This window comes from Mesorhizobium wenxiniae (genome assembly GCF_002284535.1).
Taxonomy (GTDB): domain Bacteria; phylum Pseudomonadota; class Alphaproteobacteria; order Rhizobiales; family Rhizobiaceae; genus Mesorhizobium; species Mesorhizobium wenxiniae.
Map to the genome: position 1 here is coordinate 32,347 of NZ_NPKH01000011.1, position 16,264 is coordinate 48,610.

The window sequence follows — 16,264 nt, forward strand, 5'->3', positions numbered from 1 at the left end:
TCAGGCCGCGCGGCTGGCCAGCGCTTCCAGCGCAATGAACAGACGCTCGCCCTCGATCCGCACCGGAACGGTGCGCACCGCACCTTCGTCAGCGCCGAGCGCCTTGCCGGTCTCCAGCGAGATCACCCAATTGTGCAGGGGACAGGTGACCGCCGCGCCGTGGACGATGCCCTGCGAGAGCGGCCCGCCCTTGTGCGGACAATGGTCCTCGATGGCGAAGACCTGGTCCTCCGCGGTGCGGAAGACGGCGATCTTGCCTTGCGGCGTGGCGACGCAGCGCGCGCCACGACGCGGAATGTCGGAGAGGGAGCCGATTGATACCCAGTTCATCATGATCACTCCGCCGCCTGCGCGAATCCGACCGAAGCCATCGGCCGGAACTCGTGCTTGTCTTTGCCGGAAACGCGCTCCGACCAAGGGTCGACCTGCGCGAATTTCTGCGAAAAGACGAAGCGGTCGAAATACGCCTTGCGCTTCTCGCCATCGTCCATGATCTGGCGCTTGATCTCGGCGATGCCGATGCGCTTGGCCCATTTGTAAATGCGCTCGAGATAACGGCCCTGCTCGCGATACATTTGCGTCAGCGCCACGATATGCTCGAGCGCCTCGTCCTCGGTCTTGACCAGGCCGAGCACCTCTGTGCCCTTGATGTCGAGGCCGGCAGCACCGGCGAAATGGATCTCGTAACCAGAATCGACGCAGATCACGCCGACATCCTTGCAGGTTGCTTCCGCACAGTTCCTGGGGCAGCCCGAGACCGCCATCTTGACCTTGGCGGGCGTCCACGAACCCCACATGAATTTCTCGATGCGGACACCGAACCCCGTCGAATCCTGGGTGCCGAAGCGGCACCAGTCCGAACCGACGCAGGTCTTCACCGTGCGCAGTCCCTTGGCATAGGCGTGGCCGGAGACGAAGCCGGCCTGGCCGAGATCGGCCCACACCGCCGGCAGGTCTTCCTTGCGGATGCCGAGCATATCGATGCGCTGTCCGCCGGTAACCTTGACCATCGGGATCTCGAACTTGTCGACGACGTCGGCGATGGCGCGCAGTTCGGCGGCATTGGTGACGCCACCCCACATGCGCGGCACCACAGAATAGGTGCCGTCCTTCTGGATGTTGGCGTGAACGCGCTCGTTGATGAAGCGCGACTGGTAGTCGTCGGCATACTCGTCCGGCCAGTCGCAGACGAGATAGTAGTTGAGCGCCGGCCGGCATTTGGCGCAGCCGCAGGAGGTCTTCCATTCCAGCTCCTGCATGACGGCGGGAATGGTCTTCAGGCTCTTCGCCTTGATCAGTCGGCGGACCTCGTCATGGCCGAGCGTGGTGCAGCCGCACATCGGCTGCACCGCCGCCGGATTGTATTTGTCGCCGATGGTCAGCACCATCAGCTTTTCGACCAGCCCGGTGCAGGAGCCGCAGGAAGCGGACGCCTTGGTGTGGGCACGCACGTCGTCGAGCGAGGTCAGGCCCTTCCCCGTGATCGCGCCGGTGATCTTTCCCTTGCAAACGCCGTTGCAGCCGCAGATTTCCGCATCATCCGGCAAGGCTGCAACGGCCGCCATAGGGTCCAGGGAGGCGCCTCCCTGGTATGACTGGCCGAAGATAAGCGTGTCGCGCATTTGCGATATGTCGGTCTGCTTCTTTTTGAGGTCGTTGAACCAAGCACCATCCGCCGTCTCGCCGTAGAGCACGGTGCCGATGATGCGGTCATTCCTGAGCACCAGGCGCTTGTAGACGCCGGCCGCGGCATCGCGCAGCACGATCTCCTGGCGGTCCTCGCCCTCGGCAAAGTCGCCGAGCGAGAACAGCTCGATGCCGGTAACCTTGAGCTTGGTCGGCGTGTCCGAATGGACGAAGGCGGCGGCCACGTCGCCGGCCAACTGGCTGGCGGCGACACGCGCCATCTCATAGAGCGGTGCGACCAGGCCGTAGACCATGCCGTTGACCTCGGCGCATTCGCCCAGCGCGAAGATGTCGGGGTCGTTGCTGCGCATGCCGGCATCGACGACGATGCCGCGATTGACGGCAATACCGGCCTCTTTGGCGAGACCGGCGTTCGGCCTTATGCCCACCGCCATCACCACCAGCGTCGCCGGGATGATGGTGCCGTCGGCGAGTTCCACCTGCCCGACCTTGCCGTTGCCCGTGATCGCCTGGGTGTTGGCTTTGGTGATGACCTTGATGCCGCGCTGTTCGACCGCGCGCTGCAGGAGATAGCCGGCGGCCGGATCGAGCTGTCGTTCCATCAGCGTCGGCATGACATGCAGCACGGTGACGTCCATGCCCTGCGCGTTCAGGCCCGCAGCCGCCTCCAGCCCGAGCAGGCCGCCACCGATAACCACGGCCTTGGCCCGTGACTGCGCGGCCAGCATCATCGCCCGAACGTCATCGAGATCGCGATAGGTCAGCACGCCGGGCAGATCATGGCCGGGCACCGGGATGATAAACGGCACCGAGCCGGTGGCGATGACGAGCTTATCGTAAGGCTCGGTCACGCCATGATCGGAGGTGACGGTCTTTGCCTGCCGGTCGATGGCGACGATCTTGTGGCCCTTGTAGAGGGTGATCCCGTGCTTGATGTACCAGCCATCGCCATGGATGATGATCTCCTCATAATCCTTTTCGCCTGACAGAACCGGCGACAGCATGATGCGGTCGTAGTTCACGCGCGGCTCGGCGTTGAAGATGGTGACCTGGTAGAGGTCCGGCGCCTTTTCCAGCAGGTGCTCCAGCATGCGCCCGGGGGCCATGCCGTTGCCGATGATGACGAGTTTTTCGGTCATGTCCTGATCCACTCCGGTCTCACTCAGCCGCGTAGGAAAGGCCTGAAGCTTCGGCGGCGGCCGCGCGCTCCATCCGCCGGATGCTGAAGTGCATCCAGGCAAAGCAGGTGGCGACGATGACGAAGAGCAGCATGAAGCAGCTCGACCAGACGCCGGTGAGGTCGTTGACTGCGCCGAAGGCGATTGGCAGGATAAAGCCGCCGAGTCCGCCAATCATGCCGACAACGCCGCCGACCGCGCCGACACTCTGCGGGTAGTAAGCCGGGATGTGCTTGTAGACGGCGGCCTTGCCAAGGCTCATGAAGAAGCCGAGCACGCAGGCAACGGCTATGAAGGCGAGCGGGCCGATCTCGAAATGGAAGGCGATCGGCCCGCTGATGCCGCGCACGACGTAGTCTGCCGAGGGGAGAGACAGAACGAGAGTCGCGACGGCACTGACCGCGAAGGTCCAGTAGAGCACGGTGCGGGCGCCGATCCGGTCGGAAAGCACGCCGCCATAGGCGCGGAAGATACTTGCAGGGATCGAATAGGCCGCGCCGATCATGCCGGCGGTCGCGATGCCGAAGCCGTAGACGCCGATCAGGTAGCGCGGCAACCACAGCGACAGCGCCACGAATGCACCGAAGGCGAAGAAATAATAGAAGGCGAAGCGCCAGACCTGCAGGTTCTTGAGCGGCGCGAATTCCTGCAAGAAACTTCTCGCGGGCGCTGCCTTGCCGGCGCGGCGCTCGCGGATGACCGGATCGTCGCCGGTCGTGAACCAGAAGACGGCGGCCATGACGACGAGTGCTGCCGCCCAGATCAGCGCGACCGACTGCCAGCCCCAGGAGAGAAGCACGAACGGTGCCAGGAACTTGGTGACCGCGGCGCCGACATTGCCGACACCGAAAATGCCAAGCGCTGTGCCCTGCTTGCCGGCCGGGAAGAAGCGCGAGACATAGGCGACACCGACGGCGAAGGAACCACCGGCGAGCCCAACGCCTAACGCGGCGACGAGCATCTGTCCGTAGGTGTGCGCAAAAGCGAGCAGGAAGGTCGCGACCGCCGCCGCAAGCATGGTCGCGGTGTATACCAGCCGTCCGCCAAAACGGTCGGTCCAAACACCGAGCACCATGCGCACGAGCGAACCGGTGAGGATCGGCGTGCCGACCAGCAGGCCGAACTCCGTCTCGTTCAGCCCAAGGTCCTGCTTTATGCGCACGCCGATGATTGAAAATATCGTCCACACCGCGAAGCAGACGGTGAAGGCGATGGTGGACATCACAAGCGCCTGCCGGGGAGCATTGTCCTGGCTGGGCGCGGCTGGGAGATTTGCGGTCAACGTCTGGCTCCGGTTTGCGGCGTGGGAGGCACCGCGGATGTTTGTGGGTGAATGATCAGCGGCGCGGCATCGGTGCGTGCAACGAGACCGGGCTCGCCACGGTCAGGTCCTTGCTTTCCGTCTTGGCGCGCCGACGGGAAACAGCAGGAGCGCGGCGGTGAACAGCGCCGCCGTCAGCGCGCTGCTATCCAGAAAATCGCGGCGCGTGAAGTCCGCGAGGGACGCGCCAGTTCCGATCCGTTTCGTCATCGTCGTCTCCGGTTGGGCGCCGCTTGGGACCAGCGCCGTCGATCGCGTAAAAACAAAAAAGCCGCCGGTCAGGTCTTTGCGCGTCCGTCCATCCGGGATCGCGTATTGACCTGAGCGGCAGCTTTGCCTGTAGCGCCCGCCTTTGGACGCCATATCACTTGGCCCTTGCGGACCTACATTCTGAAAAGCAGGAAGCGTGCCAATTCGACAGCGCTCCAGATTATCGAATGAAATCAATCTAAACCGCAGCCGCGCGATTTTTGACCAAGCCCGGCAACGGATCAAAGATTAGTCAGAATGCCTTGCACAGCAGCATAATATTTGTGCAATGCGGTAGATTGCCCATTGCCGATGCAGATTGCCAATTGTAGATGATGACGCGTTTTTCGGTCACGGCCTTACTCCGCGGCTTCCACGAAGCGGTGGCGTTCGTAGAGGAACTTCAGCACCGCCTCGCGGCAGCGCAGGAAGGTCCGGTCGGAGGAAAGCTCGATGCGCCGGCGCGGCCGGGCCAGCGGCACGGCAAGCACCTCGCCGATGGTCGCCGCCGGGCCGTTGGTCAACATGACAATGCGGTCGGACAACAGCACCGCCTCGTCGACATCGTGGGTGATCATGATCGTCGTCGAGCCAAGCCTCGAATGGATATCCATCACCGCATCCTGCAGATGAGCGCGCGTCAGCGCGTCAAGCGCGCCGAAGGGCTCGTCGAGCAACAGGATTTTCGGCTCCATGGCCAACGCGCGGGCGATGCCGACGCGCTGCTTCATGCCGCCCGATATTTCGGCGGGCCGCTTGTCCCTGGCATGCGCCATCTGCACGAGGTCGAGATTGCGCATGATCCAGTCGTGCCGTTCGGCCCGGCTCCTGGTGCGGCCGAACACCTTAGACACCGCCAGGTTGATGTTCTCGTAGACGGTGAGCCACGGCAAAAGGCTGTGGTTCTGGAACACCACGGCGCGCTCGGGTCCGGGGCTGTCGACCTCCTTGTCCTCAAGCAGCACGGCGCCGGCGGAGACTCTGGTCAGCCCGGCGATCAGGTTGAGCAAGGTCGACTTGCCGCAGCCGGAATGGCCGATGATGGAGACGAATTCGCCTTTGTCGATGGTCAGCCGGATGTCATTCAGCACCTCGCTGACCTGGCCGCCGCGGGCAAAGGATTTGTCGATATGGTCGAGTTTCAGGTAGGCCGTCATCGCCCCTCTCCTCACTTTGCCGTTGTGCCGCGGGTGACGAAGGCGCCGACCGCCGCGACCAGGCGGTCGAGGCAGAAGCCGGTGACGCCGATATAGGCGAGCGCGACGATGATGTCGGGCAGCCGCGACGAGTTCCAGGCATCCCAGATGAAGAAGCCGATGCCGACGCCGCCTGTCAGCATTTCGGCGGCGACGATGGCAAGCCAGGACAGACCGATGCCGATGCGCAGGCCGGTGAAGATGTAGGGCGCTGCGGCCGGCACCATGATCTTTACGAAGAACTCGAGCTGGTTGAGCCGGAGGATGCGGGCGACGTTGCGGTAGTCCTCGGGGATGTTGCGGACGCCGACGGCGGTGTTGATGATCACCGGCCAGATCGAGGTGATGAAGATGACGAAGATCGCCGATGGGCTGGAATCGCGGAAGGCGGCCAGCGACAGCGGCAGCCAGGCGAGCGGCGGCACGGTGCGCAGGATCTGGAACACAGGGTCGAGGCCGCGCATCGCCCAGATCGATTGGCCGACCAGCGCGCCGAGCGCAACGCCGACGATTGCAGCCAGGCCGAAGCCGATGGCGACGCGCTGCAGCGAGATCAGCACCCGCCAGGCCAGTCCGATATCCTGCGGACCATAGTCGAAGAACGGATGGGCGATCAGATCGTAGGCCTCGTTCCATACCTGGCTGGGTGGCGGCAAGCTGGCGTTGGGCGACGAGCAGGCGATCTGCCAGATGACGAGCATGACGACGATGACGACTGCCGGCGGCACCAGCGTGCTTGCCAGCTTGCCGGTGATCGCGGCGGGATCGAAGCGGCGCCTCACCTTGGCGGTGAAAGCTATGACCTCTGCGGGCTTGGCAGGCGTGGGGAACGCCTTCACCTTGGTGTCCTCGATGGCTTGGATAGACATTTCGCAAAAGCTCCTTGAGCACGTGGAGTGACAGGCGGCGCCAACGGCGCCGCTTGCCGTCTACGTCAGGCCGATGCCTTGATCTTGAGGCTGTCGAGATAGGCGGACGGGTTGGCCGGATCGAAGATCTTGCCGTCGAAGAAGGTCTCCACGCCGCGCGACGAGGATGCCGGTATGTCGCTTGCCGCGACGCCGAGATCCTTGGCCGCCTCGCGCCACAAATCCTCGCGGTTGACCTGATCGACCAGCGCGTTGATGTCGGTGGTCGGCGCGAACTTGCCCCAACGGATGTTCTCGGCCAGGAACCAGCTGTCATGGCTCTTGAACGGATAGGACACGCCGTCCTTCCAGAACTTCATGTAGAGGTCGGTGCCGTTGGCGACTCGGCCGTTGCCGTAGTTGATGTCGCCCTTGAGGCGGCCGATGATGTCGGGGGTCGGCACGTTCATCCATTGCCGCTTGCCGATGATGGCGGCCATCTCGTCCTTGTTCTCCTTGGCCTCGCACCATTGCTGGGCTGCCATGACGGCCATCAGGATCGCCTTGGTGGCGTTCGGGTTCTTCTCGATGAAAGCGGCGCGCAGGCCGAGCGCCTTTTCGGGATGGCCCTTCCACAATTCTCCTGTGGTGGCGGCGGTGAAGCCGACGCCCTGGTGGACGAGCTGCTCGTTCCACGGCTCGCCGACGCAGAAGACGTCCATGTTGCCGACCTTCATGTTGGCGACCATCTGCGGCGGCGGCACGACGATGGTCGAGACGTCCTTGTCGGGATCGATGCCGCCGGCGGCCAGCCAGTAGCGCAGCCAGAGATCATGGGTACCGCCCGGGAAGGTCATGGCGGCCTTGACCTCCTTGCCCTCGGCCTTCTTGGCGGCGAAGGCCTCCTTCAGCTTGGAGGCGTCGAGGCCGACGCCGGTGGCTGCGTATTCCTTGGCGACGGAAATGCCCTGGCAGTCGTAGTTCAGCCGCGCGACGATCGCCATCGGCATCGGCTGGTTGTTCTGCGTCACCTTGCCGGTATGCATAAGGTAAGGCATCGGCGTCAGGATATGGGCGCCGTCGATGCCGTTGGCTTCGCCGCCAAGCATCAGATTGTCGCGTGTCGCGCCCCAGGAGGCCTGCTTGAGCACCTCGACATCGGGCATGCCGAATTTTTCGAACAGGCCCTTCTCCTTGGCGATCATCAGCGGCGCTGCATCGGTCAGCGCGATGAAGCCTAGCTTGGCGCCGGTGACTTCCGGCGCTGCCGTCCCCGCATAGGCGCCGGACGGCAGCAGCGCGCGTGCCGCCGCCAGCGTTGCCGCGGTGGCCGCGCTCACCATCAGGAAATCGCGGCGCGTTACACCCGTGAGGGCGGATTGGGTTTTGATGCGTTTCGTCATCGTCATCTCCGGTTGGGCGCGGCTTGGGATCTGCGCCGTCGATTGCGTCTTGGACCAAAACAAAAAAGCCGCCAGCCAGGCCGCGCGCGTCCGTCCATCCGGGATCGCGTGTTGACCTGAGCGGCAGCTTTGCCTGCAGCGCCCGCCATTGGACGCCTATTCCGTGACCCCGAGAAGAGTCTGCCTATTGCAAAGCAGGAACCGTGCCAGTTTCGGAATGGATGCCAAACATCAATGAGATCAACGGCATGCCACAATCGTGGGCGCGCTGGCCCGCTGGGCGAGCAAGCCAAAGTTTGTTCATTAGCGCATTTGCACGCATAATTTTTGTGCAACGCACAAGAATGGCGCGAAAATGATCAGGCTTCGGCGCGCGCCAATTTCTGCCCGGCAATATAGGCGTCGATCTCGTCGGGATCGAATATCTGGCCATCGAAGAAACCATCGGGGCCGAGCACCAGACTGGCGCCGGCGGAGCCGACAGGTGTGGCAGACGCCAGCGCGCCCTCGACCTTAGAATTGGCGCCGGGAAGTGCGACGCCGAGCGGCTTCAGCGCCGACCGGTAAAGATCGGGGCGGTAGCAGTCGCGAGCAATAGCGAGGTTTTCCGGCGTGTGCGCGACATGCCCCCAGCGCACCATCTGCGTGTAGAACCACAGCGCATGGCTCTTCCACGGAAAGTTCGCGGCCTTGTCGAAGGGCAGGAAGAAATCCTCGACCGTTCGTTCCGCGCCACCGCCGAGTTGGAGATGTCCGCTCAGGATCGGCATCTGCACTGCCGCATGCAGGCCGAGGAAGGCAGGCTGCGCCATCAGCGCGGCCAGTTCGCCGCGGTTTGCCGGATCCTGGCACCAGCGCGCAGCGTGATGGAGCGCGCGCAGCAGGGCTGAAAGGGCTTCGGGGTGTTTTTCGGCCCAGGCCTTGCGCACGCCGACGACTTTTTCGGGGCTGGTCCTCCAGATAGCGGCCTTGACCGTGGCGATATGGCCGGTGCCGGCGGCAACCGAGACGCTGTTCCAGGGTTCGCCGGCGCAGTAGCCGTCGATCCTGCCGGCGGCGAGTGCGTCGGCCATGAAGGGCGGCGGCACGATGACGATTTCTATTTCGCGCGACGGATCGATGCCGCAGGCCGCGAGCCAGTAGCGCAGTTCGTAATTGTGTCCGGAGTGCGGATGCACGACCGCAAAGCGCAGCGGGTCGCGACCGGCATTTGCCCGTTCACGGATTAGCGCTCCCAAGGCCTTGCCGGCTCGCGCCGGATCGAGGTCGGGCAAGGCGCCGTGCGCGGCCATGCCCGCCCAGACCACGTTCGAAACCGTTACGCAATTGCCGCCCAGTCCCAGCGAGAACGGCACGATCGTATCGGAGGCGAGTGGCGTGAGCCCCAGATTGCAGGCGATCGGCATCGGCCCCAGCATATGCGCCAGATCGAAATGCCCGATCGCGATGCGGTCGCGGATGTTGGCCCAGGATGTCTCGCGACTGAGCGTCAGGTCGACGCCTTCGCGCGCGGCAAAGCCGATCTCGCGCGCTGCGACAAGAACCGCGCTGTCGAAGAGCGGTATGAAACCGGCATTGATCTGGTGTTCGGCCGCCATGCTCAACTCTCTCCGGGATCCAGAAGGCCTGCCGCCGTCACTAGGCTCTGCGCGATTTCGCTGATCTTGCGGTTCTGGTTCATGGCGGTCTTGCGCAGAAGCGTGTAGGCCGCGTCCTCCGACACGCCGCGCGACCTCATAAGGATGCCCTTGGCGCGGTCGATGACCTTGCGGTCCTCCAATTCACTGCGGGCTTCTTCCAGTTCGCGCGCCATACGCGAGAACGCGTTGAAGCGGCTGATCGCCATTTCGAGGATCGGCTTGACGCGCTCCTGGCGCAGCCCGTCGACGACATAGGCGGAGACCCCCGCTGCCACCGCAGCTTCGATCGAAGCCTGATCCGACCGATCCACGAACATGGCGATCGGCCGCTTCACCACGCGCGACAACTGGAACATGTTTTCAAGCATGTCGCGGTTGGGATTTTCGAGGTCGATGACGATCACGTCCGGTTCGATCTCGGCGATGCGCCGCGCTATTCCGGCAACATCGTGAACGACCGTGACCTGCTCATGCCCGGCCTCCCGCAATCCCGCCTCGATGATGGAGGCGCGGATGTGGTTTTCGTCGATCACCAGGACCGTGAGGGATTTCCGGATCATGCCGCATTTTGCGCACGCCGCGCGATTGTGCAATGCGGCATGTTGAGAATTGACGCAGTTATCGCTTCGGGGACTGCCATATGTTCGCGCAGCTGGCCCGTTAAGCTTCTTTAAATACCATTCATAGGGTCTACTTTGCTTTTGTATCGCCTGCGCTATCTTTCAGTTTGCGAACCTTGTCTCGCTGGCTAGAAGATTGGAGGTTTCCATGGATCGGCGATCATTTTTGACAGGAATGTTTGGCATTGCTGGGGCAGCAGCCCTTGCGAGCGCAGTTCGGCCCATCAACGCGGTCGCCGGCGTACCGGGCGCCAGAAGTGGCATTCTCGATGAACTCGACGCGCCGGATACGGAAGCCTTCGAGGATGAAGATACGCAAGCGGAGCCGGTCCGCCATCGGAGCTGGCACCGCAGGCGGCGGCGCAGGCGGCGCGCTTGGAGAAGGATCTGCCGTCGTTACTGGCGAAATGGCTATCGGCGCGTCCGGTGCCGTCGCAGGCGTGTTTGGGTCTGGGATTGGTATTACTAGCAGCTAGTGTGCTGAAAATCCCGGTGGTTGCCGGGGTTTCAGCTTCAGACTAGCCGAAATACAGCGAAACTTTTCAGGGGACCCGCCCGAGTTGTCGGCCTGCGAGTGATAGGCAGGCCTACAACGACTAATTTTCCCAAGAGAAAAATGGTGGAGCCAATCGGAATCGAACCGACGACCTCTTGAATGCCATTCATAGGGCCTGACTTTCGTTCTGTTTCCGTTCATTGCACCCTGTTTCCGCAAACCTATTGTTTTCAAGGCAAATCAGCTATCGTGTTTCCGAGAGTATCGCCGGGTTTCCTTTTTTGTGGTGCCCCGGCGGTGCCCCGAGCCTCAAACCGGGTAAGCGGAAATGTCGGAAGCCGGCAAGACAGTCAAAATCACAAAGCGCGTGGTCGATGCCACGAAACCGAACGGCACGGATTTCTACGTCTTCGATAGCGAGCTAATCGGGTTTGGGCTTCGCGTCCGCGCAACGGGCGGCATATCCTATATCGTGCGCTACGCGCCGGCTCGGGAAAGAATGCCCCGGTCAAGCGGGTGACGATTGCCAAGGTGGGCAAGGTGACGCCCGACCAAGCCCGCGACGTGGCGAAAGACCTCCTGGCCTCTGTCGTGAAAGGCCAGGACCCTTCGCGGGACAGAGCCGAGGAACGCGGCGCCATCACCTTCGCGAAGCTGGCCGATGGCTTCCTGCATCATGTCGAAGCGCTCAAGAAAGCGAATACGCATGCGCAATATAAACATATGCTCAACGCCTATGCGGTGCCGCAGTTCGGGACGCGCAAGGCTGCGGCAGTCACCCCAAGCGATATAGCCGCCCTGCATCTAAGCCTCAAATCGAAGCCGACGACCGCAAACCGAGTGCGCGACGTGATTAGCTCGATGTACGGGTGGGCCATAAAGGGCAAGATTCTGCCCAAGATGGAAAACCCCGCCGCAGGCATCGCTAAATATCGAGAGGCCAAACGGGAGCGGTTTCTGTCGTCGGATGAAATCCTGCGGCTGGGCTCTGCCATCCGCGAAGCTGAAACCGTTGGCATTGCATGGGAGCCTGACCCCGAGAAGCAGACCAAGCACGCCCCTAAAGCCGGCAATCGGCTGGTCAAGCTAGATCCTGCATCGGCTGCCGCGCTTCGGCTGTTTATCCTGACCGGTGCCCGGTTGCGGGAAATCCTGCATCTGACATGGGACATGGTGGACCTTGAGCGGGGCCTGTTGCTGCTGCCTGACAGCAAGACAGGGCAGAAAACCATCATTCTAAACGCCCCGGCTCAAATGGTGCTGGCCGAGCTGCCGCGCATCGATCGTTACGTTATCCCGGGCAAACCTCGAGCCCTAAAGAACGGCAAGATGGAAAGCCGTCCGCGTTCCGACCTCAAGCGCCCGTGGCAGATGATCCGCAAGCGCGCCGGCCTCGCTGCCCAGGCTGACAATCCCGGCTTAGGGTACGCATCCATGATTTGCGGCACACCCATGCATCAATAGGCGTCGGTGCCAATCTTGGACTGCCGATCGTGGGCAAACTTCTAGGCCATGCACAATCGCGCACCACCGAACGCTATGCGCACCTTGAAGCCGATCCGCTGCGCAAGGCGTCGAACGCGATAGGCAAGCGCATTTCCGAAGCGATGGGCGATGTACAGCCGCCAGCGGCCGAAAACGTTGTGAAACTCAGAGGATGAAAAATTCTCAAATGCCCCAGAACCGGAACACTCAAAAGGTTCAAAAGGTCTGACAGACCCGCAGGGATAGGACGGCCATCCGACAAGCCAAGTCGCACCTCTTGGTTTCCCTGCGGCCCTACCAGGGTGCATCGCGCGAAAGATGCAGCGATGATCGATGAGCGAATTAAGTTTTGGAGCAACCCGGCGGAGATGGCCGGGTGATCCGCCAGGATATGTTTTTCTCGCCCGCGCCGTCCACGAAGTCGGCAAGACCGTCTATGGCGAGGAATGGACTTGGGGGCGAGACGGTCGCGCGCGAACCCTACGGTTTCGAGAAGAAGCCTTTGCTTGGTGGCGGTTTTTTGCGGCTGGAGCAGTCGACCGCCAAGCCCTGGCAGAAGGAAGACATAAACACGCTATTGCGGCGGCACCACCCGGAACTGGGCCGGGAACCGATCAAGTATGGCCCAACAGGGCCGAAGCCACTGACGTTCACCGACGATGAGTGGAATATCGGCCTTGAGTTGGCAGAAACAGAAGATGAACGTCTGAATGCCGTGCGCGGGCGCTTTAACGCGGCAGTGGCGCTGATCGTGAATGGGTGCGCAGATGGTTCGCTTGTCTCATTCCTGCGGCCGCGCCCCGGGGGTGGCATGAGCGCGCCCTTGTCGACAGACAAGTGGTGGTCAGAGCAGATTGGCACCCGGCTCTACTGGTGCCAGATGGATCCCAGCGAGCCTTTCGGTCGCGGCGTTGGCGGAGATGCATATCAGTATATCTACATCAGCCGGAACAGCCTGGACCACTTCAAACAAAAGCTCGCAGGCAAGATGGAGAAAGCCGAGCCAGAACCAGAAGCCGCACCCGCGCTTGTCACGCCCTTACCCACTGAAAACAGTGGAGGAACAGTGGCCAAGAAGACCAGTTCGCAGCGAGAAGCGATTGATCGTGCTGTTAAAGAATTGTGGGATGGTCAACCTCCCCAAGGTCTCACTGTTGAAAGGCGAGATGAAAGGATCCAGCAGTTCGCCAAGACACATGAGCTGTCCGTGCCCAGCTCTCGCACAATAAGGCGGCATTTCCAGTCCGGTCATTAGCGGCCAATTTCAGACACATATGCACATGTCCCCGCTTGGCCTTCGCTGTCCACACCTGTCCCTGCCCGTATAGCGCAATCGCGTTCATTTTCATCGTGTTAGCCGCTCTTGCGCGGCGTTTCACGGAGAAAGAAATGAACGCCTCTAACACCCAAGAGGCCCGCAGGCTCCGCACCGACGGTGCGGCGCTTCATGTCGGGCTCTCAGTGTCCACCCTCGAAAAACTCAGACTGACCGGCGACGGCCCCGAATATATCAAGCTCGGCCGCACGGTGGTCTACAGCACAACCGACCTTGACGCATGGATGGAAGGCAACCGCCGCAAGTCCACTTCTGTGGCCGCGTGAGGTGCAGAGATGACCATACACGACAAAGCCGCCAGCCTGGCAGGGCTCGGCGGCTCGGTAGATAGGCAAGCTGTAGCGGCTACTTTCTACCCCAACGCCTCGAAAACGGCAATTGAAATCGACGATGGTACTTATGCCATAGCCGTCATTGCTAGCCGTTTTGGGGTTCCAGCGGCAACCGCGTTCGAAGTCTGCCGTTTGGCGGGATTGGGGGTTCGATGATGCCTGCCCGTCCCCAACTTCCAGCCCTCACTGCCGAACGCGCAAGGGCTCTGCTGATCTACAATCCGGAAACCGGCGCGCTGAATTGGCGCGTCGCCCGCCACGGGACGTTCAGCGGTGCGCTAGCCGGCACGCGGACGAGTGAAGGCTACACTCAGGTTGAGATCGACTACCGGCTCTACAAAGCTCACCGCGTTATCTGGCTGATCATGACTGGCAAGTGGCCGACCCATCGAGTCGACCATAAGAACGGTATGCGCGCGGATAACCGATGGAAGAATCTGCGAGAGGCGACACCGCTCCAGAACGCTCGCAACCGCCGCCCGGGCAAGCGAAACAGCAGCGGAAGGATCGGCGTTACTCAGACCGCCGGTGGTCGTTGGCAAGCCTTCATCGGCGTCGACCTACAAAACCACGTACTTGGGACGTTTGGCACCTTCGACGAAGCGTCGGCGGCGCGCGCGGCGGCAGAACAGCATCACTATGGAGAGTTTTCTGCCGTGGCAGACAGGAGCGGTGCAACATGAGCCGCGAATTCTCGAAAATCAGTCCGAAAGTTTGGCGATCAAAGCGTTTTCGGGCGCTGCCGGTCGACGACGCCCGCTACCTGCTCATGTTTTTATTGTCCAGCGAGCACCAGACCAGCGCGGGATGCTTCAGAATGCCCGACGCCTATGCCGCTGCTGATCTCGGGTGGCCAATCGAGCGGATGGATGAGGCTCGAAAACACCTGATCGAGGGAGGCTTGATCGCCTTCGACTCCACCACCGACGAGTACTTTGTCATTGGTTGGTTCGGTCACAACAAGCCAATGAACGCCAGCCATCAGAAATCTATCGTTCGCGTGGTTTCAGATATCGAAAGCGATGCCGTGCGCGAAATTGCTGAAGCTGAACTGCAACCGGCCCTGATCCCAAGCTCTGTGGAAATGCTGAATGGCTCAAGGCTTGGGAACTCGCCCTACATGACCAGGAGAGCTTCATGACGGCACACCGTATGGACACTGTGTCGAGACACTGTCGACATAAGGAGACTGAGACGGAGACAGTTACACGAGACGGAGAAGAGACTGGAACCGAGAATTCTACAGAAAAGAAGACTTTTACTAAGGCCGTCAAAATCGCGAACGAAGGCGTTCCCTCATCGCCGGCAAGGGGCTTTGGAGAAAAGAAAGAGCCCCAATCACGAAGTGCTAGGACGCTTCACGGAGGCGGCCATGGATAAGTTAAAGCCGCTCACCCTTCAGCAAGCAGCCGGACTCGCTGGCGTTTCACCGGACACGGTCGCGAGGTGGTGCAAGCGTTATGGGATCGGGAAGCAGCTTCACAACAAGGCGCCGTGGCGTGTTGATCCGGCCGGTGTGGCTATCGTCGCGGCCGGAGATGCCGAGGCGCTCGAAGCCTATAGATCGAACCGCGCTCGGGCCTCTGCAACGAAAAGTTCATAACCAAGAATCCACCATCATTCTCACGGAGAATCATTCAATGGCCGAAACGTCAATCGAATGGACTGACGCGACGTGGAACCCTGTGGCGGGCTGCACGATCCTGACGGCAGGCTGCACGAATTGCTATGCGATGCGCATGGCGGCTCGTCTCGAAGCCATGGGCGTGGAGAAATACCGGGGCCTCACTCGCAAGACTGGCGGCCGGGCAAAATGGACCGGCAAGGTCGTGACCGACCTGAAGTCGCTGGCAATACCGGCCACGTGGTCGAAACCGCGCCGGGTTTTCGTCAACTCAATGTCCGATTTGTTCCACATCGACGTGCCAGCCGATTTCATCCGCCAAGTCTGGACTGTGATGAAAGACACGCCCCGGCACACGTACCAAATTCTGACGAAGCGGCCAGAGGTCATGGCCGAAGTGCTCACGCGCGGCGATTTCCCGATCCTTCCCAACGTTTGGCTTGGAACCAGTGTCGAGGACAGCCGCGTGCTCGATCGTCTGGATGACTTGCGCCGGGTGCCGGCAGCGATCCGGTTCGTTTCGCTTGAGCCACTGATCGGTTCGGTTGCCGGCGCTAACCTGAAGGATATCCACTGGGCGATCGTCGGTGGCGAGTCGGGGCCTGGTGCTCGTCATATGGATCCGCGTTGGGTCGACGAGATCGAGACAATGTGCCGGCGCAGCGGAACGGCCTTCTTCTTCAAGCAGTGGGGCGGTCGGAACAAGAAGGCCGCAGGGCGGACGCTCAACGGTCGAACCTACGACGAGATGCCGGCGGCCTCGATCTAGTGGTGAAATCCTGACGCTTGGTACCGTTTGTGAAAAGCGGAAATGGGTGATTTCGTGCCGTTCGATTGCCGACTGGAAACGACCAACACTTTCACAAAAGCGGTCATCCACCGCCAGTTC

The 16,264-nt window shown here is 61.7% G+C and carries 18 protein-coding genes and 1 pseudogene; 10 read left to right on the plus strand and 9 right to left on the minus strand.

Features of this window, described 5'->3' with window-relative positions:
- The 9 genes from nirD to CIT31_RS02535 form a co-directional block, all read right to left on the minus strand.
- Positions 1-330, minus strand: a complete 330-nt coding sequence (gene nirD / locus CIT31_RS02495) for a nitrite reductase small subunit NirD (RefSeq protein ID WP_095517689.1) — start codon at positions 328-330, stop codon at positions 1-3.
- A 5-nt stretch (positions 331-335) separates the two neighbouring features.
- Positions 336-2,786: a nitrite reductase large subunit NirB gene (gene nirB / locus CIT31_RS02500; RefSeq protein ID WP_095517690.1), complete on the minus strand. Its 2,451-nt coding sequence runs from the start codon at positions 2,784-2,786 to the stop codon at positions 336-338.
- A gap of 19 nt (positions 2,787-2,805) precedes the next feature.
- Complete coding sequence (locus tag CIT31_RS02505; RefSeq protein WP_206073327.1) at positions 2,806-4,047, minus strand: MFS transporter; 1,242 nt, start codon at positions 4,045-4,047, stop codon at positions 2,806-2,808.
- Between the two features lie 162 nt (positions 4,048-4,209).
- Complete coding sequence (locus CIT31_RS34875; RefSeq protein ID WP_245316091.1) at positions 4,210-4,509, minus strand: hypothetical protein; 300 nt, start codon at positions 4,507-4,509, stop codon at positions 4,210-4,212.
- A gap of 245 nt (positions 4,510-4,754) precedes the next feature.
- Positions 4,755-5,552 carry an ABC transporter ATP-binding protein gene (locus CIT31_RS02515; protein ID WP_095517328.1) on the minus strand — a complete coding sequence of 266 codons (798 nt, stop codon included), beginning with the start codon at positions 5,550-5,552 and terminating at the stop codon, positions 4,755-4,757.
- Between the two features lie 11 nt (positions 5,553-5,563).
- Positions 5,564-6,460 carry a nitrate ABC transporter permease gene (gene ntrB / locus CIT31_RS02520; RefSeq protein ID WP_095517329.1) on the minus strand — a complete coding sequence of 299 codons (897 nt, stop codon included), beginning with the start codon at positions 6,458-6,460 and terminating at the stop codon, positions 5,564-5,566.
- A 65-nt stretch (positions 6,461-6,525) separates the two neighbouring features.
- Positions 6,526-7,842 carry a CmpA/NrtA family ABC transporter substrate-binding protein gene (locus tag CIT31_RS02525; protein ID WP_095517691.1) on the minus strand — a complete coding sequence of 439 codons (1,317 nt, stop codon included), beginning with the start codon at positions 7,840-7,842 and terminating at the stop codon, positions 6,526-6,528.
- Positions 7,843-8,201: 359 nt separating this feature from the next.
- A complete protein-coding gene (locus CIT31_RS02530; RefSeq protein WP_165778331.1) occupies positions 8,202-9,440 on the minus strand; it encodes a CmpA/NrtA family ABC transporter substrate-binding protein in 1,239 nt (412 codons plus the stop codon).
- A 2-nt stretch (positions 9,441-9,442) separates the two neighbouring features.
- The gene (locus CIT31_RS02535) at positions 9,443-10,042 is read right to left on the minus strand and encodes an ANTAR domain-containing response regulator (RefSeq protein ID WP_095517331.1); all 600 of its coding nucleotides are present in this window, start codon (positions 10,040-10,042) and stop codon (positions 9,443-9,445) included.
- A gap of 1,072 nt (positions 10,043-11,114) precedes the next feature.
- On the opposite strand from CIT31_RS02535, the gene CIT31_RS02545 reads away from it, so the two are divergent.
- The 10 genes and pseudogenes from CIT31_RS02545 (at position 11,115) to CIT31_RS02575 (ending at position 16,144) form a co-directional block, all read left to right on the plus strand.
- Entirely contained in the window at positions 11,115-12,062 is a 948-nt protein-coding gene (locus tag CIT31_RS02545; RefSeq protein WP_245316092.1) for a tyrosine-type recombinase/integrase, read from the plus strand.
- Positions 12,038-12,091: pseudogene (locus CIT31_RS34880) on the plus strand (hypothetical protein); the annotation flags it as partial. The gene CIT31_RS02545 and the pseudogene CIT31_RS34880, both read left to right, overlap by 25 nt.
- Complete coding sequence (locus CIT31_RS34885) at positions 12,092-12,259, plus strand: hypothetical protein (RefSeq protein WP_245316114.1); 168 nt, start codon at positions 12,092-12,094, stop codon at positions 12,257-12,259.
- A gap of 200 nt (positions 12,260-12,459) precedes the next feature.
- Positions 12,460-13,338, plus strand: a complete 879-nt coding sequence (locus CIT31_RS02550) for a hypothetical protein (RefSeq protein ID WP_095517333.1) — start codon at positions 12,460-12,462, stop codon at positions 13,336-13,338.
- Between the two features lie 134 nt (positions 13,339-13,472).
- The gene (locus tag CIT31_RS02555; RefSeq protein ID WP_095517692.1) at positions 13,473-13,685 is read left to right on the plus strand and encodes a helix-turn-helix transcriptional regulator; all 213 of its coding nucleotides are present in this window, start codon (positions 13,473-13,475) and stop codon (positions 13,683-13,685) included.
- Between the two features lie 9 nt (positions 13,686-13,694).
- Positions 13,695-13,907, plus strand: a complete 213-nt coding sequence (locus tag CIT31_RS33740; protein ID WP_133116105.1) for a hypothetical protein — start codon at positions 13,695-13,697, stop codon at positions 13,905-13,907.
- Entirely contained in the window at positions 13,904-14,434 is a 531-nt protein-coding gene (locus CIT31_RS02560; RefSeq protein ID WP_095517334.1) for an HNH endonuclease signature motif containing protein, read from the plus strand. The genes CIT31_RS33740 and CIT31_RS02560 overlap by 4 nt, the downstream gene beginning before the upstream one ends.
- Positions 14,431-14,892, plus strand: a complete 462-nt coding sequence (locus CIT31_RS02565; protein ID WP_095517335.1) for a hypothetical protein — start codon at positions 14,431-14,433, stop codon at positions 14,890-14,892. Before CIT31_RS02560 ends, CIT31_RS02565 begins: the two co-directional genes overlap by 4 nt.
- 231 nt (positions 14,893-15,123) lie before the next feature.
- Entirely contained in the window at positions 15,124-15,354 is a 231-nt protein-coding gene (locus CIT31_RS02570; RefSeq protein WP_133116106.1) for a MerR family transcriptional regulator, read from the plus strand.
- A 37-nt stretch (positions 15,355-15,391) separates the two neighbouring features.
- Entirely contained in the window at positions 15,392-16,144 is a 753-nt protein-coding gene (locus CIT31_RS02575) for a DUF5131 family protein (RefSeq protein WP_095517337.1), read from the plus strand.
- Positions 16,145-16,264: the final 120 nt, after the last annotated feature.